Source organism: Dietzia sp. 2505 (genome assembly GCF_040546785.1).
Classification (GTDB): Bacteria; Actinomycetota; Actinomycetes; order Mycobacteriales; family Mycobacteriaceae; genus Dietzia.
The window spans coordinates 70563-89303 of the sequence record NZ_JBEPON010000003.1 but is presented as its reverse complement, the minus strand read 5'-3'; the positions used below and the strand labels follow the sequence as shown (position 1 = coordinate 89303).

At 71.0% G+C, this 18741-nt stretch carries 20 protein-coding genes and 1 riboswitch; of the genes, 10 read left to right on the top strand and 10 right to left on the bottom strand.

Annotation, left to right across the window (positions count from 1 at the left end; all coding sequences use genetic code 11):
• Positions 1–140: 140 nt before the first annotated feature.
• Positions 141–1346, bottom strand: a complete 1206-nt coding sequence (locus ABIE38_RS07280) for an alpha/beta hydrolase family protein (protein WP_354054939.1) — start codon at positions 1344–1346, stop codon at positions 141–143.
• A 109-nt stretch (positions 1347–1455) separates the two neighbouring features.
• On the opposite strand from ABIE38_RS07280, the gene ABIE38_RS07275 reads away from it, so the two are divergent.
• Complete coding sequence (locus ABIE38_RS07275; RefSeq protein WP_354054937.1) at positions 1456–2349, top strand: SDR family NAD(P)-dependent oxidoreductase; 894 nt, start codon at positions 1456–1458, stop codon at positions 2347–2349.
• A gap of 46 nt (positions 2350–2395) precedes the next feature.
• On the opposite strand, the gene ABIE38_RS07270 is transcribed toward ABIE38_RS07275, so the two are convergent.
• From ABIE38_RS07270 to ABIE38_RS07255, 4 genes are all read right to left on the bottom strand, one after another.
• A complete protein-coding gene (locus ABIE38_RS07270) occupies positions 2396–2998 on the bottom strand; it encodes a hypothetical protein (RefSeq protein ID WP_354054935.1) in 603 nt (200 codons plus the stop codon).
• On the bottom strand, positions 2995–3447 hold the full coding sequence (locus ABIE38_RS07265) for a hypothetical protein (protein WP_354054933.1): 453 nt from the start codon (positions 3445–3447) through the stop codon (positions 2995–2997). The genes ABIE38_RS07270 and ABIE38_RS07265 overlap by 4 nt, the downstream gene beginning before the upstream one ends.
• A gap of 71 nt (positions 3448–3518) precedes the next feature.
• Positions 3519–4367 (bottom strand): MBL fold metallo-hydrolase, encoded by an 849-nt coding sequence (locus tag ABIE38_RS07260; RefSeq protein WP_354054931.1) that lies wholly within the window; start codon positions 4365–4367, stop codon positions 3519–3521.
• Positions 4364–4546: a tetratricopeptide repeat protein gene (locus tag ABIE38_RS07255; RefSeq protein ID WP_354054930.1), complete on the bottom strand. Its 183-nt coding sequence runs from the start codon at positions 4544–4546 to the stop codon at positions 4364–4366. Before ABIE38_RS07255 ends, ABIE38_RS07260 begins: the two co-directional genes overlap by 4 nt.
• A 187-nt stretch (positions 4547–4733) precedes the next feature.
• On the opposite strand from ABIE38_RS07255, the gene ABIE38_RS07250 reads away from it, so the two are divergent.
• Complete coding sequence (locus tag ABIE38_RS07250; protein ID WP_354054928.1) at positions 4734–5333, top strand: GyrI-like domain-containing protein; 600 nt, start codon at positions 4734–4736, stop codon at positions 5331–5333.
• A gap of 147 nt (positions 5334–5480) precedes the next feature.
• Here the strand turns inward: ABIE38_RS07250 and ABIE38_RS07245 are convergent, their stop codons facing one another.
• Positions 5481–6914: a sugar porter family MFS transporter gene (locus tag ABIE38_RS07245; protein ID WP_354054926.1), complete on the bottom strand. Its 1434-nt coding sequence runs from the start codon at positions 6912–6914 to the stop codon at positions 5481–5483.
• Between the two features lie 177 nt (positions 6915–7091).
• Here ABIE38_RS07245 and ABIE38_RS07240 point away from each other — a divergent pair, with 177 nt between their 5' ends.
• The 6 genes from ABIE38_RS07240 (at position 7092) to ABIE38_RS07215 (ending at position 11773) form a co-directional block, all read left to right on the top strand.
• Positions 7092–7466, top strand: coding sequence for an SgcJ/EcaC family oxidoreductase (locus ABIE38_RS07240; protein WP_354054925.1), 375 nt, complete (start codon positions 7092–7094; stop codon positions 7464–7466).
• 34 nt (positions 7467–7500) lie between these two features.
• The gene (locus ABIE38_RS07235) at positions 7501–7782 is read left to right on the top strand and encodes an Lrp/AsnC family transcriptional regulator (RefSeq protein ID WP_179523957.1); all 282 of its coding nucleotides are present in this window, start codon (positions 7501–7503) and stop codon (positions 7780–7782) included.
• Positions 7783–7854: 72 nt separating this feature from the next.
• Positions 7855–7976: riboswitch (cobalamin riboswitch) on the top strand.
• Positions 7977–8094: 118 nt separating this feature from the next.
• The gene (locus ABIE38_RS07230; protein WP_354054923.1) at positions 8095–9099 is read left to right on the top strand and encodes an ABC transporter substrate-binding protein; all 1005 of its coding nucleotides are present in this window, start codon (positions 8095–8097) and stop codon (positions 9097–9099) included.
• Between the two features lie 175 nt (positions 9100–9274).
• A complete protein-coding gene (locus ABIE38_RS07225) occupies positions 9275–10288 on the top strand; it encodes a FecCD family ABC transporter permease (RefSeq protein WP_502914741.1) in 1014 nt (337 codons plus the stop codon).
• On the top strand, positions 10285–11067 hold the full coding sequence (locus ABIE38_RS07220; RefSeq protein ID WP_354054921.1) for an ABC transporter ATP-binding protein: 783 nt from the start codon (positions 10285–10287) through the stop codon (positions 11065–11067). Before ABIE38_RS07225 ends, ABIE38_RS07220 begins: the two co-directional genes overlap by 4 nt.
• Entirely contained in the window at positions 11060–11773 is a 714-nt protein-coding gene (locus tag ABIE38_RS07215) for a hypothetical protein (protein WP_354054919.1), read from the top strand. Before ABIE38_RS07220 ends, ABIE38_RS07215 begins: the two co-directional genes overlap by 8 nt.
• A gap of 26 nt (positions 11774–11799) precedes the next feature.
• Here the strand turns inward: ABIE38_RS07215 and ABIE38_RS07210 are convergent, their stop codons facing one another.
• From ABIE38_RS07210 to ABIE38_RS07200, 3 genes are all read right to left on the bottom strand, one after another.
• Positions 11800–12870 carry a 2-dehydropantoate 2-reductase gene (locus tag ABIE38_RS07210; protein WP_354054917.1) on the bottom strand — a complete coding sequence of 357 codons (1071 nt, stop codon included), beginning with the start codon at positions 12868–12870 and terminating at the stop codon, positions 11800–11802.
• Between the two features lie 73 nt (positions 12871–12943).
• Positions 12944–13618, bottom strand: a complete 675-nt coding sequence (locus ABIE38_RS07205) for an SDR family oxidoreductase (protein WP_354054915.1) — start codon at positions 13616–13618, stop codon at positions 12944–12946.
• Positions 13619–13646: 28 nt separating this feature from the next.
• Positions 13647–14096, bottom strand: a complete 450-nt coding sequence (locus tag ABIE38_RS07200; RefSeq protein WP_354054914.1) for a MarR family transcriptional regulator — start codon at positions 14094–14096, stop codon at positions 13647–13649.
• A 104-nt stretch (positions 14097–14200) separates the two neighbouring features.
• Here ABIE38_RS07200 and ABIE38_RS07195 point away from each other — a divergent pair, with 104 nt between their 5' ends.
• Positions 14201–15013, top strand: a complete 813-nt coding sequence (locus tag ABIE38_RS07195; protein ID WP_354054912.1) for an alpha/beta fold hydrolase — start codon at positions 14201–14203, stop codon at positions 15011–15013.
• Positions 15014–15075: 62 nt separating this feature from the next.
• Here the strand turns inward: ABIE38_RS07195 and ABIE38_RS07190 are convergent, their stop codons facing one another.
• Positions 15076–17181, bottom strand: coding sequence for a PhoX family protein (locus ABIE38_RS07190; RefSeq protein WP_354054910.1), 2106 nt, complete (start codon positions 17179–17181; stop codon positions 15076–15078).
• Between the two features lie 217 nt (positions 17182–17398).
• Here ABIE38_RS07190 and ABIE38_RS07185 point away from each other — a divergent pair, with 217 nt between their 5' ends.
• Positions 17399–18454: an ABC transporter ATP-binding protein gene (locus ABIE38_RS07185; protein ID WP_354054908.1), complete on the top strand. Its 1056-nt coding sequence runs from the start codon at positions 17399–17401 to the stop codon at positions 18452–18454.
• Positions 18455–18741: the final 287 nt, after the last annotated feature.

Sequence of the window (18741 nt, the reverse complement as noted above, 5' to 3'; positions counted from 1 at the left end):
GGACTCTACTCGGAAATTCTCATGTGACAAGTAGATAACGATTGTGGAATCCGTCACATCGTTGATGTGGCTCCGACCGGTCCCTGCCGCGCCCGATGCAGAACGGCATGTTGACGGCGTGTCCAACTGCGGAATGGTGATCAGTCCATGACCCGGTCCAGGAACGCGGTGGCGTCCGGCGTCGCCGCATAGACCGTTCCGCTGTGGTCCCTGTCCGGATACACCTGCAACTCGAGTGGTTGGCGGTTCAGGGTCATCTCCGCCGCGAGCGACAGGGCGGAGGGTGCGGGCACGTCCAGATCGAGCAGGCCCTGGCCCAGGAACACCGGTCGGTCGTATCCGGTGGCCGGGGTCCCCATGTACCGCCGGAGATGGCCGAAGACGTCCGGGATGTCCGTGACCGGCCGCGTGAGCGCCTGGGAGATCTGGAAATCGCCCACCGCCGCCCGCATGTCCTCGTAACAGAGGTGCTCGGCGGCGTCGACCATCTGGCGGCCTCGCGGGGTGAGGAACTGGTCGAGCTCGAACTCGGGGTGCTGTTCACGCAGGCCGGCGAGGATGTAGAAGGCGTAGAGGTTGAGGCCGGTGGGCAGGGGCACCGGAGGGAAGCCCGGTCCGCCCCACTGGAAGAGGTGCTCGAGGTTGGCCGGCGCACCGGTGGCCACGACGCCGCGGAAGTCCAGTCCCGAGGGCGCCCCCAGCTCGGTGGCCCGGGTGGCGGTGACCAGCGCGGCCCCCGCTCCCTGCGACTGCCCCACCAGGGCCCACGTGGGGGAGAGGGGGAGCCCGTCGGCCCGGGCGGCACTGACGGAGTCGATGATCCCCCGGGCGGCGACCTGCCCGTTGAGATAGCTGAGCAGGCCCGGCGTCCCGAGCCCGACGTAGTCCGCGGCCACCACCGCGTACCCCTGCCGCAGCCAGTGCCCCAGGTACTCGGCGTCGCGATCGGAGCGCGGGTGGGTCGACGGTGCGCAGTCGTCGCCGAGCCCGGTGGTCCCGTGTGCCCAGGCCACCACCGGCCAGCCGCCCGGCGGGGGAGTGCCGTGGGGGAGGAACACCGCCGACGTCGCGATCGCGGGGCCCCCGTGCTGGTCGATCGTGCCGTATGCCGAGCGCACCGCCCGCCCGGCCTCCGGCAGCGAGAGCGAGGGATCCAGCGGCACGGTCGCCGCCGTGACGCCGGGCGCCGGGATCGGGCGATCCCACTGGCGGGTGTCCAGTCCGGACCACCGCGGTGCCGGTTGGGCGGAGGCGGTGGCCGGCGCGAGGACCGCGGAGGAGACGACGACGAGGGCCGCGATCGCCGCGGCCAGCGGACGACGGGAGCGGGTGGCGAAGGAGCGCATGAGCGGAGGATAAACCGGGCCGTGTCGACGCCACGGCGGATCGGGTCGGCTCGCCATGCCGCTCGAGAGCGCCACTGACGGGCGCCTCGCGGCACGTAGCCTGTGACCCGTGGCACACACGAGCATCGAGATCCCGGACCTCACCGGCCAGACCTGGCTCATTACGGGGGCGACCAGCGGCGTCGGTCTGGAGACCGCCCGCTCCGCCTCGGGCCGCGGCGCCCGGGTGGTCCTCGCGGTGCGCGACACCGTGCGGGGTCGCGAGGTCGCGGACTCGCTCCCGGGCCCGTCGCGGGTCGTCGAGCTGGACCTGGCGTCGCTCGAGAGCGTGCGACGAGCTGCCGACGAGCTGCGCGGCGGGGAGCCCGAGCCGATCGACGTGCTGGTCAACAACGCCGGGGCCATCACGCCGCGACGCCGCGAGACCGCCGACGGAGTCGAGATGCTGTTGGGCGTCAACGTTCTCGGACCGTTCCTCTTCACGAACCTCGTCCTCCCGGGTGTGCGCCGCCGCGTGGTGATCGTCGGGTCCAACGCGCACAAGGCCGCGAGCTTCGACTTCGACGACCCCCATTTCCGCCGACGCCGGTGGACCCCCGCGGCGGCCTACGCCCAGTCCAAACTCGGCGACATGCTGTGGGGGCTCGCGCTGGACCGGCGGTTGCGGGACGGACGAGCCGAGGCCGCGGTGGCGGGGGTCGACGTTCAGCTCACGCACCCCGGGTGGGCGGCGACCGGGATCACCAACTCCAGCGGGAACGCCGTGGTCGACACGGTGATCACCCGTGTCTGCTCGGTGTTCGCCCAGCCTGCGTCCCAGGCGGCGCTCACCACGATGTTCGCCGCCACCCGGCCGCTACCGCCGTGCAGCTACACCGGTCCGGACGGGCTGCGGAACCTCAGGGGTATGCCCACGCTCATCGGCCGGAGCGCCGAGGCCTCGGACCCCGAGATCGCCGAGCGACTGTGGCGGATCGCGGAGACCGCCGTCGCGGACGCCTGACCTCCGGACACCGCGCACTCCTCAGGCCCGGCTACCGACCCGGGAGTCAGTCGCGGTGCGGGCCCGGCTCGGACCCCGATCCGGCGGACCGCGCGGCCGCGATGCCTGACGCCCACCCGGGCGCCAGGCCGTGGTCCGGCGGACCCAACCCCGCCGCGTCGATCCCGGACGTCTGGAGGAGCCAGGAGACCAGCGAGTTCGAATTCCACATCTCGCCCGTTCCCGTCGCATCGCGTCCCCACGTGTGCCGCGGGACCTCGGCCACACGCCTCAGCAACCCGTCCGCCTGAGGAGCAGCGAGCGGCAACACGGTCGGTGGCGCGGGCGCCCACGCGCGATCGGGGATCTCGCCCCCGAGCAGGCAGCGGACCTCGTAGCGGAACAGGCGCGATCGGCCCAGCCAGGGCAGACCCACCGGACCGGTGGCCACGACCCCGCTCGATCCGCTGAGCGGTCCCCAGGCCGGCGCCATCTCGATGACATGGCGGCCGCGCTCGGTGAAGACCTCCAGCGCGGCGTGGAACAGCGGCCGTCCGGGGCGGTGTTCTCGACGTGCGCGATACAGCTCCCACCAGCGGCTCGTATGGATCGCCACGTGCCCCCCGGCGCCGACCGGTAGCCACCACAACTCCACCCCCGTGTCGCTCACACGGCCTCCCGCACAGCCCGCGCCGCACTCAGGGAGACCGGGAGATGGCCCACGGCGAGTACGACGGCAGCCGCCGCGATCCACGGACTGCTCAGCCAGCCCGCGGCGGCGAGGAACACCACGACCGGCAGGATCGCCATCGGGGCGGGAACGCGGCGCCACCAGTACAGGGACACGGCGCGGCGACCCGTCGCCAGGTACCGCGCCCACAGGGCGTAGTAGGCGATCAGCGCGGAGATCGCGGGAACGCCCCACCACCAGACGACCGTGCCCGAGGCCCCCACCGCCGGAACCACCAGGCACAGGGCCTGGCCGGCGCGCTCGATCCAGCGCACCGGGCCGGGCACCGATGACCGCGGGAGCGGCTCCCGAGGCGGGAAACGCGCCAACAGCAGAGACGGGGCGAGCACCGCGAGGCTGAGGATCAGGCCTTCCGGGTGGAACTCCACGATGAGATGCTAGCGCCGCGCCCCGACACACTCCGGCGGTCGTGGCGTCGTCGGAGCCGCCGACGTGCTGTTCAGGTCAGGTGGTCGTACTCGCCGTCGACCCACCTGGCGTACCGCTCGGCCGACCGTTGGACGGCGGCGCCGGCGTCGCGGGGGACGCATCCGCCGAAGTTCGCGTAGATCCGGTCGACGTCGTAGCGCGAGACGTGGTCGGCGATGCGCCGGACCACCGCGCCGGACAGGGGCATCCAGTTGGGGAACGAGCGCATGAACGTGACCCAACGCGGATCGGCGACGGTGCCGATGGTGTCGCCCGTGAACAGCACCCCCCGGCCGTCGCGCGCAGTCCAGTGGACCACCGCGCTGCCAGGGAAGTGGCCGCCGGGCTGTGAGGCACGGACCCCGGGCAGGATCTCGATCTCCTCGCCCCGGTGGCCGCCGCCCCACACCACGGTGTTGCGGGGGCGCAGGCCGAGCCAGTGCTCGTCCGGTGCGGAGATGTAGACGGGGGCGTCGTCGAACGCGGCCGACCACAGCGACTGGACTCCGTACATGTGTGGGTGGGAGGCGATGAGGGCGGAGATGCCACCCCATCCGCGCACCGCCGCGACGGCCTCCTCGTTGATGTGGTTCGGCGCCTCGACCATCACGTTCCCGTGGTCGGTTCGGATGAGCGCCGGCTTCTGACCGATCCCGGGACAGTCCCGGTGGACCAGGGTGATCACGTCCGCCTCACGCTCGATGAATTCGATGCGCGCGCCGCGCGCCGCCGAGGCCTCGGGGTCGGTCCACCGCTGGCCCCCGGCGGGGACGAACTGGCGCTCATCGGCGCAGATCGGACACACCTCCGGCAGCGGCTCGGCCCGTTCGACCCCGCAGGTGGCGCACTGGGTGACCGATCCGGAGCCGGCCGGGGTCACGAGATGTCCCCCTCCGTGGCCACCTCGTGCCATTCGTCGCCGACCAACACCTGGAGGTCGCCGTTGACAGGCCGGGCGTCGGGCTGCAGCGTCACGGCGTGCTCGAGCGCCTCCTGGGCGTTGTCGAACTCGCCCAGATCGAGGGTGCGGTCCGGGGTGCGGAGGCGAAATGTCGACATGCCCTCATTGTCCCCGCGCGGCTGCGCGGGTGCACTCCTCGTGACCACCACCACGCCCCCGGGTCCGCTATGTCGCCGGGCCCTCGACTCCACCGCGCCCGCCACCGTGGCTGACCGGAACCCCTTCCCGGGCGCCGGGGACAGGAGCACAATGTGCAGCAGCATCGCCGCCCGAGGAGGACTCACCATGTCGTCGTCATCCCCGGTCCCGCCCCGGGACCAGCCGCACGGTCCGCCCCCCGGATACCCCGACCTCGGCCCGGAGCCCGCGGACGGAGTCCGCCTGTTCACGGTGCCCGCGGTACCCACGGCGGTCGTCCGGGCGACGGACGTGCCCATGGCCACCATCAGCGAGTTCTTCGACTCGGCGTTCGGCGCGGCGTTCCCGGCGCTGTTCGCCGCGGGGGTGACGCCGGCTGCCGCCGCGTTCGCGCTGTACACGAGGATCACCGAGGAGCCGGAACCCATGGCGGACCTGGAGATCGGCTTCCCGCTGGCCGAGCCGTTGCCCGAGGGGGTCGGCGGGGAGGCGGAGGACTCCGGCGGGATGCGCGTGGTGGCCTCCGAGCTCCCGGCCGGCCAGGTCGCCGTGACGAGCCACCTCGGCTCCTACGACGGGCTGGGCGAGGCGTGGCAGGAGTTCATGGGCGAGATCGGATCCCTGGGGCGCGCTCCGGCGAGTCCGTTCTGGGAGTCGTACGTCACCGAACCCTCGCCGGACATCGATCCCGCGACCCTGCGCACCGACCTGTTCTGCCCGGTGCGGACGCCCGACGACGCGGCCTGATCGGCCCGTGCCGGGCCATTCGCCCCGCTGCCCGCCCCACATCGAGAAGAGCGTTCCGCGCACCCCTTTCTCGGCCGATGTGTGCGGAACGCTCTTGGCGACGGGCCTGGCTGGGCGGGGGGCGGCGGAGAGGGCGCGGGGGCCGGATTACTCCATGTCCTCGAGCGAGCGGCCGGTGGTCTCGGGGATGAACTTGGCCACGAACAGCAAGGACAGCAGCGCCGACACCGCGTAGAAACCGTAGGTGAACGTCAGGCTGAACTCGGCCATCGGCGGGAACGCGGTGGAGACCGCGAAGTTCGCCAGCCACTGGGCGGCCGCGGCCAGGCCGAGCGCCGCCGTGCGGATGCGGTTGTTGAACATCTCGCCGAGCAGCACCCACACCGCCGGTCCCCAGGACATGCCGAAGAACACGACGAAACCGTTGGCGGCGATCAGCGCGACCAGCCCCTGGGTATCAGCGAGTTGGGGAGCCATTTCGCCGTCGGGCCCCGGACCCATCGTGGCGGTGCTGAACATCAGGGCCATCACCGCGAGCGAGACGGTCATGCCCACTGATCCCGTCATGAGCAGCCTGCGACGCCCGATCTTGTCGATCAGCGCGATGGCCACGATCGTCACGACGATGTTCGTGACCGAGGTGATGACGGTCTGGGTGAGCGCATCCGCCTCGGTGAAGCCGACCGACTGCCAGAGGGAGGTCGAGTAGTAGAAGATCACGTTGATGCCCACGGCCTGCTGGAAGACGGACAGCACGATGCCGATCCACACGATCGGCAGGAGGTTCCTGCCGCTCGGGGTGAGCATGTCCTGCCACGACCGCTTCCTGTCCTCGCGGACCGTCGCTCGGATCTCCTTGATGCGGTTGTCGACGCCGCTGGACTGGATGGTGCGCAGGACGTCTCTCGCCTCGCCGACCAGCCCCTTGGCCAGCAGGTAGCGGGGCGACTCGGGGATCATGAGCGCCAGCACGCCGTAGGTGATGGCGGGGACCAGCTCGGTGAGGAACATCCAGCGCCAGGCCTGGATCCCCAACCACAGTTCCTCGATCGCGCCACCGGCCACGGCTGCCAGCCAGGCGTCGGAGAGCAGGGCGACGAAGATGCCGGAGACGATCGCGAGCTGCTGGAGGGACCCGAGGCGGCCGCGGATCGAGGGCGGGGCCACCTCGGCGATGTACGCCGGCGCGATGACGGAGGCCGCACCGACGCCCAGGCCACCGACCACCCGCCACAGGATGAGATCCCAGGGGCCGAAGGCGAGCCCGGATCCGATCGCGCTGACGGTGAACAGCGCCGAGGCCAGGACCATGACGCGCGTGCGCCCCCAGCGGTCGGCGAGGCGGCCCGCGAGATACGCGCCGGCGATGCACCCGAGCAGGGCAGAGGAGACGACGAACCCGGTGAGGCCGGCGTTCATCCCGAAGGTCTCCTGGACGGCGTCCACGGCGCCGTTGATGACGGCGGTGTCGAAGCCGAAGAGGAAGCCGCCGAGCGCGGCGACCAGGGAGATGATCACCACCCGGCCGGTGTGGAAGGACTCCTCGTCCGAACCCTTGGCCGAGACGTTCCGTGTGGACATGGCGTACCCCGTTCCCGGGCCGGATGGACGTCCTGATGTCTGGTGAACGGAGCGTAGGCCCACTACGGGTGTGGCGCAAGTCACATATTTCTTTTCGATTCCGAGGTACGAGCGCCCTATTCGAGAACACGTTCTAGGCTCGAGGTGTCTCGCCGTCATACCGAAAGGGCCACCGTCGTGAGTGCCTCCCCCGAGCAGATCCGTGCCACCGCAGACTCCTACATCGCCGGGCTGGTCGCCGGCGATCTCGAGGCCGTGATGGACCTCTACGCCGAGAACGCGACGGTCGAGGACCCGGTCGGGGGCGGCACCGTCCACGAGGGCAAGGCGGCGATCCGGGAGTTCTACTCGTCCGTGGTGGCCATGAAGATCGACGGCGAGGTGATCGAGGCGCGGGTGTGCGGCGACGACCTGCTGTTCAACTTCGAGATCACCACCCACTTCGACGCCGACTCCAAGGCCACCATCAACGTGTGGGACCTGATGACCCACGACGAACAGGGCAAGATCCGTTCGATGCGCGCGTACTGGACCCCGGAGAACATGCGCTGAGCCGGGGTCGCGCGACTGGACTACCCTTCAGGCCATGATCACCGCCATCGTCTTCGTCCACGCCGAGACGGCGCGCATCCCCGAGGTCGCCGAGGCGATCGCCGAGATCGACGGGGTCTCCGAGGTGTACTCGGTGACGGGCACCATCGACCTCATCGTGCTCGTGCGGGCCCGCCGCAACGAGGAGGTGGCCGACATCGTCTCCGACCGCCTGAACAAGGTCCCGGGCGTGGTGGACACAGAGACGCACATCGCGTTCCGTGCGTTGTCCAAGCACGACCTCGAGGCGGCGTTCTCCCTCGGGTACGACGAGTAGACCCCCTCCCCGTGCGCACAGTTGCCGGGAGGTGCCCTCACCATTCCCGCTACGACTGTGCATACTGACATCACGACTTGCTGATCTCCGGATACGCAGGGGAAGACCGGTGAGAATCCGGCGCTGACCCGCAACGGTGTGTCGTCACCTCGGTGACGACGAGCCCGATTACCTGCCCGGAGGTTCGCGACTTCCGTCCATCGCCGAGGTCTGCGATCCGGAGTCCTGCACGGTCGGCCGCCGGCGTCGACGGCTGCCCACCTGCGGGTCTCGTGTGTTCGTGGGCAACACGACACGATCCGAGGTCTGATCATGTTCCGTCGCCAGTCCAGGTCCACCATCACGCTCGCCGCGCTGCTCGTCACGGGGGTCACCCTCGCGGGCTGCTCCCGCGGCGAGGCGCAGGAGGGCACCGCCTCCGGGGCGGTGTTCGCCGAGCCGGTGACCATCACCAACTGTGAGCGTGAATCCACGTTCGACGCCCCGCCCGAGCGGATCATCACGATGAACGCCCACGTCACGGAGACCCTCATCCAGATGGGTGCGGGGGACCGGATCGTCGGCCGCGGGTACGGGAACCGCGAGGACGTCCTGCCCGAGGTGGCCGAGGAGATGGAGCGGATACCCGGGCTCGCCGAGGAGTACCCCAGTTGGGAGCAGATCATCGATCTGGAGCCGGACCTGGTGGTGGCCGGCATGCGCAGCGCGTTCGACGAGAAGGAGGGCCGCAGCCGGGACGCCCTCGACGCGGCGGGTATCGACACCTTCCTGTTCTCCGAGTACTGCGGCGACGGGTTCCCGGACGTCTCCATGCTCGAGACCGACTTCTCCCAGCTGGGTCGGGTCCTCGGGCTGGAGGAGGGCGCGCAGGAGCTCACCGAGGGCATCGTCGACCGGATCGAGTCGGTCCGCGCCACCCTGGACGAGGCCGGCATCTCGGGGACCCCGACGTTCTTCTACGACAGCGGCGAGGCGGAGCCGATGACGATCGGCGGCGTCGGCATCGGCCAGCTGATCGGTGAGTACGCGGGAGCCGACAACATCTTCATCGAGGGCGACCGGCCCTACCTCAAGACCACGTGGGAGATCCTCGGCGAGCGCCGGCCGGAGGCGATCGTGGTGCTCGACTACGGCGCCACCAGCGCCGAGGACAAGATCGCCTACCTGCGCAACCAGCCCATCATGTCCACGACGCCGGCGATCCGCGACGACCGCATCGTGGTGGTCCCCCTCGCCGACTTCTTCGAGAGCTCCCGGATGGCGACGTCGGTGGAGACCATCGCCCGCGAGCTCCACCCCGACGCCTTCGGGCGCTGAGGTGGCGACAGTCGTCCACGACGGGGGCCGCAGCGCACGTGGCACGGGGGCAACGGTTCCGGACCCCCCGTCGGCTCCGAACCGCCGCGCGGAAGCATCCCGCCCCCCGTCGCAGCCCCGCCCCCCGTCACAGGCCCGCACCACGGAACCGCGCCGCGACAGGCGGCCGCTGGGGTTGGTCCTCGCTCCGCTACTGGGCCTCCTCGCCCTGTCCGTGGCGGTGGGGGTCTCCCTGGGGTCGGTGTCCATCCCACTCGGCGACGTCTGGGCGATCGTCGCCCACCGTGTGGCCCCGGGTTCCTTCACCCCGTGGTGGTCCGAGGCCCGCGAGGCGATCGTGATCGAGTCCCGGCTGCCGAGGTCGCTGATGGCGGCGGCGGTCGGCGCGTCCCTCGCGGTGGCGGGAGGCGTCGCCCAGGCGGTCACGCGCAACCCGCTGGCCGATCCGTACCTGCTGGGGGTGTCGTCCGGGGCCGGCTTCGGCGTCGTGGTCCTGACCGTCCTGGGTGTGGGGGCCGGGATGTGGGGTGTCTTCACGCTCCCGATGGCCGCCTTTCTCGGCGCCCTGCTGCCGCTGGCCGGGGTGGTCCTGGTGGCTCGTCGCGCGCACGACACCACGGCGATCGTTCTGGTGGGGGCGGCCCTGACGATGATGTTCGGCGCGCTCAACACGTTCACGCTGTTGGTGTTGGGCGACGACCACCAACTGGGCACCGTCATGCGCTGGCTGGCCGGCGGGTTCGGTGACGCCGGGTGGACCATGCTCCTGGCCCCGGCTGCGATTCTCGCCGTCGCGGGCGTCCTGGTGATGCTGTCGAGCCGCCACCTGGATCTCCTCCTGACCGGCGACGACGGGGCCACGGCCATGGGCATGAACGTCCCGCGGTTCCGGTTGCTCATGTTGCTGCTGGTCTCGATGCTCACCGCCGGGGCGGTGGCGGTGTCCGGGACCATCGGGTTCATCGGACTGCTCATCCCGCATCTCGCCGGATACCTCACCGGGCGCACGTCGGCCCGGCTCCTGCCGACGGCCGCGGTGCTCGGCGCGGTGGCCCTGGTGCTGGCCGACATCGCGGCCCGATCCGTCAGCGACGGTGCCGAACTCCCGGTGGGCGTGGTCACGGGGATCGTGGGCGGGCCGGTGTTCCTGGTCATGCTGTGGCGGCGCTACGGGAAGTCGGCGACATGACCACGCTGACCGCGGCCGACGTCTCCACCGAGCTCGGGGGACGCCGGATCCTCGACGGGGTGGACCTGACCATCGCGCCCGGACGGGTCACGGCGCTGGTGGGCCCCAACGGCAGTGGCAAGACGACCCTGCTGCGCACCTGCTACCGGGCACTGCCCACGACGGCCGGACTGGTGCGCCTCGACGGCGACGACATCACCTCACTCCGCCGGCGGACCCTGGCGCGCACGGTGGGTGTGAGCACCCAGGAGCCGGTCTCGCTGGGGGGCATCATGGTCCGGGAGTCGGTGCGGCTCGGACGAACCGTGACGCGCGGGCTGTTCGAGCCGTTCGGGACCGACGACGCCGACGTGGTGGACACCGTGCTCGACCGTGTGGGGTTGGCCGGGTTGGCCACCCGCGACGTCCTGGCCCTGTCGGGGGGCGAACGGCAGCGGGTGTCGATCGCCCGGGCGTTGGCGCAGCAGCCGGAGGTGCTCCTGCTGGACGAACCCACCAACCACCTCGACCTGCACCAGCAGTTGTCGGTCCTGGCGTTGCTGCGGGAGCTGGCCGCAGGCGGGTTGGCGGTGCTGCTCACGCTTCACGACCTGCGGATGGCCACCGAGTACTGCGACGCGATGGTGGTCCTGAACGAGGGCCGGGTGGTGGCGACCGGTGCGCCCGAGGAGGTGCTCGATCCCGCCCTTCTGGCCGAGGTGTTCAGGGTCCGCGGGCAGGTGCGGCCGGGGCCGGGCGGCGGCCGCACACTGGACGTCTGGGGGCTCGCCGATGACTGACCCCGCCGGGGCGTACGCCCGGATCGCGGCACCGCTCGGAGAGTTCGCCCGGACCGTCGAGCACGGCCCCGAGGTCCTTCCCGGTTCGATGCTGACCGACCCTCGCTGGCTCGCGGCGCGCGTGGCGGACACCGGGCGACGGTGGGCGCACGACGATCCGAGGGTGAACGCCACCCTCTGGTGGTACTCGGCCAGCTCGTCGCTGGTCGCCGCGCCACTGACGATGCTCCTCACCTCTGGTGTCGCTCCCGACCCCCGGCCGGACCGACTGACGGTGTCCCTGCAGGCGAACGGGTATATCCGGGCCGCGCGCTCGGACCGCCTGCTGACGTCCGTGACCGCGTTCGCACAGGGCCTGCGGGAGGCGCACGAGGCGGTGATCGCCCCACTCGCGGAGGTCTCCGGGGCGGCGCCCCGCGCGCTGTGGGCGATCGCCTCGGACTCGATCGCCGGCAGGGCGCTCGATGCCGGCCGCGCCGTCGGCGACCCCGCCCGTGGCTGCGAGCTGGCCCGGGACGTCGTCCGCCCGCCGCTGCTGCCGGTCCGCTACGTCGACGTCGAGGGGCCGGGCGGCACCCGGCGGTTCGTGCGTCGAGGGTCCTGCTGCCTGATCTACGTGGCGACCGCGGGAGACAAGTGCGCCGGATGCCCGCGCCGCACCCCGGCGGACCGGCACGCCGAGCTCCTGCGGCGCACGTCGCCCTGACGTGCCGACCCTGGTCGCCCCTTGTCCTAGAGTTGCAACCGGGCCAGCCGTCGAGCGCGTCGCCGCGCCCGCTGGAGTTCCGCGAGGAGTGCCTTGCCGGTCCACCGGCGGCGGTCGGGCCCGGCCCGTTCGGCCTCGTGCACCAACTCGACCATGTGCGCACACACGGGCGTCTCGACCCCGAGGTACCTGCCCATCCGCACCACCTCCCCCTGGAGGATGTCGATCTCGGTCGGTCGGCCCCGGACCAGGTCGTCGTGCATCGACGACGTCCCGTCGGCGTCGACCCGCATGACCGCCCTGGCGAGCCTGCGGAACACCGGGGTGGGCAGCCGCATGACGGCCGGCAGCATGCCGGCGGGTACCGCGATGGGTACCCGGGACACCACTCCGGCGGCGGTGAAGACCCGGTTGGCCTCGGCCTGGCAGAGCGCGACGCATCTGCGCAGGTCCCGGTCGAGCAGTTCTGTCCGCAGCGGGAGGCCGGACAGTGCCTGGACCGCGTTGTTCATGTTCAGCAGGACCTTGCCGTGCAGCACAGCCTGGATGTCGTCGGTCGCGCGGACCCGGAGATCGGCCTCCTCCATCACGCGGAGGAGCGGGGTGGCGAGGGGATGTTCGGCGATCCGGATCTCCCCGGTGCTGGTCCGGCGGTAGGTGGCGGGTCCGGTCCGCGCGACGTTGAAGGGGATCACCCCGGCGATCACCTGTGTCGAGTCCACGCCCTCGCGGATCAGATCGGCCGAGTGCAGCCCGTTCTGCAGGCCCACCACCAGGGATCCCGGACGCAGGAAGGGGACGAACTCGGCGGTGGCGGAGGCGGTGGAGCCCGCCTTGGTGCACACGAGCACCACGTCCGAGCGTCGCACGGCTCCCGGCGTCTCGGTCAGGGTGAGCGCCTCGGCGGGCACGTGGAGGCGGTCCTCCACACCCTCACCGGACTCCACGGTGAGTCCGACCGCGCGGATCGGGTCGAGGACATGGGGGCGCCCGACCAGGGTCACGTCGGCGTGGCGGGCGAGCCTGCCGCCCAGATAACACCCGACCACGCCCGCACCGATGACGGTGATGCGCAGCGGGGTGTCGGTGCCGACCATGGTGCTGGACGTTACGACATGCGCAGCAGTCCGGCGGTGGGATCGCGCGCGTGCCCACCGGGTCGAGGGGAACTCAGCGACGCCGAGGTCGCAGAACCACCTCGGTCGGGTGGGCGTCGGGTCCCGAGTCGAGGGCGTGGCGCACCGCGGTGGCCACGGAGTCCGGGCTGAGGTGGGCCGACGGGTCGTACTCCCCGCCCTCGGCGGTGACGATCGCCCGCTGCATGTCGGTGGCCACCCGCCCCGGATGGATCGAGGTGACGCGCAGTGCCGGTTCCTCGCCGCGGAGCGTGTCGGTGACGGCGCGGAGCGCGAACTTGGAGGCGCTGTAGGAGCCCCAGCCCGGCTTGGCGGTGGTCCCGGCACCGGAGTTGATGACGACGACGTGGCCGCGGGCCGCGCGGAGCGCCGGGAGCAACACCCGGGTGAGCTCGACCACCGCGAGGACGTTGACCTCGAACGCGCGACGCCACTCGGCGGCGTCCGACTCATCGATCCGCCCGAGCTCGGCCACCCCGGCGCAGTGGACCACCCCGTCGAGGGTGGCGACCCCCTCGGTGACCGACGACACCCCGTCGACCGTCGTGAGATCCGCGGTCACCATCCGGGCGGACCTGCAGGAGCGTGCCACCGACGCCAGCGCGTCGGTGTCGCGGCCCACCAGGATCAGTTCGTGACCGGCCTCGAGTGCCCTGGCCGTGGACGCGCCGATCCCGCGGGAGGCGCCGGTGATCATGACTGTGCCCATGTCCGGTGAGGCTAGACGCCGCGCCGGCTCAGTGGGCGGTCGCGGTCCCGTCGAAGGCGTCCAGGAGTGCGTTGAGGGCGGGGACCGCCGCCGACAGCGTCTCCCGGTGCTCCGGGGACAGGCGGGACAGGTGATCGGCGAAGTCCTGGTCGCGGGCCTCGAGCACCTGGTCGATCCGAGCCCGCCCGAGGTCGGTGAGCTCCACACAGACGCCCCGCCCGTCCGAGTGGTCCCGCACCCGCTCCACGTAGCCCATGCTCTCCACCACGGTCACGGAATTGCTCGTCGTCGGGACCCGGACGTTCTCCAGCCGGGCCAGGTCGCTCATCCGCAACCGTCCGTGGCAGGCGAGCGTGTAGAGGATCGAGGTCTGGGCACGGCTGAGGGCGTACTGGGTGTTCTGCCGCCGGACCAGCAGGTCGAGCCTGAGGAGGATGGGCCGGAACTCTGTCGCCAGTCCGCTCGTCACAGTGTCCACGCCGTGCCCCCTGACCCGTTAGTCCCCTCGGTCGCATGGGAGATGTAAGCACGTTCCGGCTCGGTTATGGGGCGTCATCCCGGGCCGTGAGGGATACTCTCGGCATGGATTTGTATCACCAGATCACCGGTTCCGGTCCCACGGTCATCCTCATGCACGGTGTCTGCCACCGTGCGCACGCGTGGGACTCGGTCGTCCCGCTCCTGGCGGACCGGTTCCGGCTGGTGGTGGTGGACCTGCCCGGACACGGGAAGTCGGCGGACCTCCCCGACGCGGGTGACGTGCTCGAGTACATGTTCGACCAGTTGGGCGAGCTCATCGCGGAGGTCGTGCCGGCCGGGGAGCGCCCCCACGTCGTCGGGAACTCGCTCGGCGGCTTCCTCGCGCTGGAACTGGGGGCCCGTGGCCTGGCGAGCAGTGTCACCGCGCTCTCGCCCGCAGGGTTCTTCCGGTCCGACGCCGAGTGGCGCTACACGATGACCGTGTTCCACAGCCTGCGCCGGGCGGCCGCGAAACTGGGCCGACACATCCCCGTGGTGACCGAGAGGGCGGCGGGCCGTGCGGTGATGATGGCCGCGTTCTGCGCCCGGCCGTGGCGGTACCCCGCCGAGGCGGCGGCGATCGACGGTGAGGCGATCATCAGCAACACCGTGCTGGACCGGGCGGACCGCAGCACGTTCCTGTTCTCCGCGCCGGTGGACGAGGAGCTCCCGATCACCATCCGGTGGGGCCGGTTCGACCTGGTGCTGCCGGTCCGGCAGGTCTCGCTCGCGTCACGATTGTTCCCGCAGGCCCGGGTGGAGATCTCGGCCGACGGGCACGTTCCGATGTCGGACGATCCGGAGGGCGTCGCCGCGTCGATCGCCGCGACCGTCGAGCGCGGGTTGGCGTATGCGGGGTCGGCGAGCCGGGTCTGACGGCCCGGGTCGGGCGGCCCGGGTCCGACGACCCTGACCCGCCCGACCCCGCACACCGACGATCAGGAACCCAGCGAGCCCGTCGGGAGTGACCCCGCGGACAGTGACCCGGTCCCGCCGGTGAACCCGTCCCTCCACGCCACGACCGTCGACGGTCGCGGCTGGGACGTCCCGCCGTCGGGCCAGTGGGACGCGGGGTTCTCGACCGAGGCCCCGTCCTTCTCCCCTGGATGTTGGACGTTGACGATCGCGCGGTCGGCAAAGATCAGCGGACCGCAGGTCTCCGCACCGATCGGCACCGTGAGGAACAGCTTGGTCTCGCCCCGGTTCGGCCCCTCGGTGGCCACCGAGTAGAGCCCGTCGTTGAACCCGAGCGCGTTGCCGTCGGTGGACACCCACAGCCCACCGGAGGGGTCGAAGGCCACGTTGTCCGGGCAGGAGATCGGGCTGACCTTGGACTTGTCGAAGCCGCCGAAGTAGGTGTCGGCGGCCGCGGGGTCGCCGCACACCAGGAGCAGGTTCCAGCCGAAGGTCGTCCCGGCGTGGTCGTCGGTGATCTCGACGACCTGCCCGTGCTTGTTGTCGTGCCGGGGGTTGGCCTCGTCGACCTGGCCGACGGTACGGCGGGTGTTGTTGGTCAGCGCCATGTACACCTTGCCGGTCGTGGGGCTGGGTTCGACGTCCTCCGGCCGGTCCATCCTGGTGGCCCCGACCGCGTCGCCCGCCATGCGGGTGTACACGGCGACCTGCTCCGCGGTCATGCCGGTGACGTGGGAGACGGCGTTGCCGGCCGAGTCGACGGTCATGAGGGGGATCCAGTCGCCCGTCCCGTCGAACGCGCCGTCCGAGGGGAGCGTGCCCGACCCGTCGATCTCCGACTCCGGGGAGTTGCCGGTGAAGGTGGCCACGTAGAGCGTCCCCTCGTCGAGGATCCTCATGTTCTGGGTGCGCGCCGCCGCGGTCCGCCCCGGCACCATCTTCCGGCTCGAGACGAACTTGTAGAGGTAGTCGAACCGCTCGTCGTCGCCCGAATAGATGACGACGGTCCCGTCGGCGGTCACGTGGACGGTCCCGCCCTCGTGCTTGAACCGCCCGAGCGCCGAGTGCTTGACCGGCGTGGAGTCCGGGTTCCAGGGATCGACCTCGACGATGTAGCCGAAGCGGTTGACCTCGTTCGGCTCGGCGGCCAGGTCGAAGCGGCTGTCGAAGCGCTCCCATTTGCGACCGGACTCGGCGACTGACACGCCGTAGCGCCGGAGGGCCTCCACCCGCGCCGGGTCGGTCACGGAACCGGTGGTGCCGAAGTACTGGTTGAAGTTCTCCTCGCCGGACAGGACGGTCCCCCAGGGGGTGTGGCCGCCGGCGCAGTTGTTCAGTGTTCCCAGCACGCGGGTCCCGGTGGGGTCGGCGGTGGTCCGGGTGAGGGGGCCGACGGCCGGGCCCCGCAGTTCGAAGGGCGTCGTCGCGGTGATCCGGCGGTTGTAGGAACCCATCACGGGATCGAGTCCGCCGTCGGACGGCCTGCTGGAGACCTCCACCACCGTCATACCGTGTGCGGCCCAGGCGATCTCGACCTGCTCGCGGGTCGGGGCGGAGGAGTCGTACCCCCGGAACATCATCGGCTCGGTGGTGTACTCGTGGTTGACGGTGAGCAGGAACCGCCCGTCGCGGTCGTCCATGGGGAACAGGACCGCGAGATCGCAGTTGAAGCCGTACTGCACCGCCTGCGCGGCGGGCGTCTGGTTCTCGAAGTCGAATGCGGGAGCGCCCGGGATCACCGGGTCGCCCCAGCGGATCACGACGTCGCTCGAGTGGCCGGCCGGGACCACGACGGCATCCGCGGTGTTGGGCTCGACCGGGATGAAGCCGGTGTCGAGCGTCCCCCCTCCCGTCGACCCGAGAGCGCCTGTCGAGCCGGCGCCGAGCGACCCCTGCGCGGCGACGGTGGCGGGTAGGACCTGGGTGGCCCCCACCGCGAGCGCGACCACGCCCGCCGCCTTGAGCGCCCCGCGGCGGCTGATCTCGGTGGCGACGTCCCCGAAGTACGGATTGCCACTGGTGTTGGGGACCGGTGCCGCACACTGGTCACCGCACTTGTACTCACAGGTCAGGTGCTGACGGTTGGAGATGCCGGGGGTGGCGATCGGAAGCAGGCGACGGACTGACAACGGTTCTCCCTGAGGACGTGTGCGCCCCACACGGGCGCACGAGGACCCTGTGACCCTAGGGAGCGCGGGCGACGGCGCGGGCGTGCTGAGGACACGTGCGGATGAACTGTGGGCGCAGTGCCGGTGAACACCGGTCCCGTGGCGCTACAGTCGTCGTGACAACCCTCAACCTCGGATCGTCCGGCACGTTCCTGCCGGTGAAGGGAAGAACTTCTCCATGGCTACGGTGACCTTCGAGAACGTGTCCATCATCTACCCGGGCGCCGCACGGCGCAGCGTGGACCGACTCGATCTGGAGATCGCCGACGGCGAGTTCCTGGTCCTGGTGGGACCGTCGGGCTGCGGGAAGTCCACCACTCTCCGCGCGCTCGCCGGGCTCGAGGACGTCTCGGCCGGACGCATCCTCATCGGCGACAGGGACGTCACCGGGACGGAGCCCAAGGACCGCGACATCGCGATGGTGTTCCAGAACTACGCGCTCTACCCGCACTACACCGTGCGCGAGAACATGGGTTTCGCGCTCAAGCTGGCCAAGGCCTCCAAGAAGGAGATCGCGGAGCGGGTGGACCGCGCCGCGGAGATGCTCGACCTCACGGACTACCTCGACCGCAAGCCCAAGGAACTCTCGGGCGGCCAGCGCCAGCGGGTCGCCATGGGTCGGGCGATCGTGCGCAACCCGCAGGTGTTCCTCATGGACGAGCCGCTGTCGAACCTGGACGCCAAGCTCCGGGTGGCCACCCGCGCCCAGATCGCCAAATTGCAGCGCGACCTGCGCACCACCATGATCTACGTGACCCACGACCAGGTCGAGGCCATGACGATGGGGGATCGGGTGGCGGTGCTCAAGGACGGCATCCTGCAGCAGGTCGACACCCCGCGGGAGCTGTACCACAACCCGGTCAACGCCTTCGTCGCCGGCTTCATCGGATCGCCCTCGATGAACCTCTTCGACGCGCCCGTCGCCGACGGCAGGGTCGACGTGGAGGGCTTCGGCGAGGAGGTCCCGCCGGGGTCCGGACCGAGGGTCACCGTGGGCGTGCGACCTGAGCACCTGCGGATCGCCGGGGACGGTCACGGGTTGGAGGTGACCGTGGATCTGGTCGAGGAACTGGGGGCGGACAGCTACCTCCATTGCTCCACCGGTGACGGCCACCCCGTGGTCTACCGGGCCGAATCGGGTGACCACCCGGGCAAGGGCGAGACCATGTTCCTTGCCGCGCTCGACGGCGAGGTCCGCTTCTTCGACGTGGAGACCGGCCTGCGACTGCGGTGACCGGGGGCGCCGGGGTCGGTGACGCCGGGTCGGATGCGGCACCCCGGGCGACCGGGCCGCGATAAGGGCGGTAGCGGAAGAGCGCAACATCTGTTGTTGCTAGAGTGTCGCATGTGATCTGAGTCTCGCCGCCTACGGGCGGCGGAACGGCGGGGAGTCGGCGATGGGACCGCTCGTGGTCCGACGCCACAGGCCCTGTGTGGGTTACGCTCAGCGGGACCTCAGAGAGACCCGCGTCACAGTGAACCCGGGATCACCCGACCGCCGGCAGACGTCAGCGGTAGGCG

Excerpts from the sequence above, each read along its gene's own strand:
- ABIE38_RS07215 (WP_354054919.1), top strand. The coding sequence starts at position 11,060 with ATGACTGACCCCGCCGGGGCGTACGCCCGGATCGCGGCACCGCTCGGA.
- ABIE38_RS07205 (WP_354054915.1), bottom strand. The coding sequence starts at position 13,618 with ATGGGCACAGTCATGATCACCGGCGCCTCCCGCGGGATCGGCGCGTCC.
- ABIE38_RS07255 (WP_354054930.1), bottom strand. The coding sequence starts at position 4,546 with ATGTCGACATTTCGCCTCCGCACCCCGGACCGCACCCTCGATCTGGGC.
- ABIE38_RS07280 (WP_354054939.1), bottom strand. The coding sequence starts at position 1,346 with ATGCGCTCCTTCGCCACCCGCTCCCGTCGTCCGCTGGCCGCGGCGATC.
- ABIE38_RS07185 (WP_354054908.1), top strand. The coding sequence starts at position 17,399 with ATGGCTACGGTGACCTTCGAGAACGTGTCCATCATCTACCCGGGCGCC.
- ABIE38_RS07250 (WP_354054928.1), top strand. The coding sequence starts at position 4,734 with ATGTCGTCGTCATCCCCGGTCCCGCCCCGGGACCAGCCGCACGGTCCG.
- ABIE38_RS07245 (WP_354054926.1), bottom strand. The coding sequence starts at position 6,914 with ATGTCCACACGGAACGTCTCGGCCAAGGGTTCGGACGAGGAGTCCTTC.
- ABIE38_RS07220 (WP_354054921.1), top strand. The coding sequence starts at position 10,285 with ATGACCACGCTGACCGCGGCCGACGTCTCCACCGAGCTCGGGGGACGC.
- ABIE38_RS07195 (WP_354054912.1), top strand. The coding sequence starts at position 14,201 with ATGGATTTGTATCACCAGATCACCGGTTCCGGTCCCACGGTCATCCTC.
- ABIE38_RS07210 (WP_354054917.1), bottom strand. The coding sequence starts at position 12,870 with ATGGTCGGCACCGACACCCCGCTGCGCATCACCGTCATCGGTGCGGGC.
- ABIE38_RS07235 (WP_179523957.1), top strand. The coding sequence starts at position 7,501 with ATGATCACCGCCATCGTCTTCGTCCACGCCGAGACGGCGCGCATCCCC.
- ABIE38_RS07230 (WP_354054923.1), top strand. The coding sequence starts at position 8,095 with ATGTTCCGTCGCCAGTCCAGGTCCACCATCACGCTCGCCGCGCTGCTC.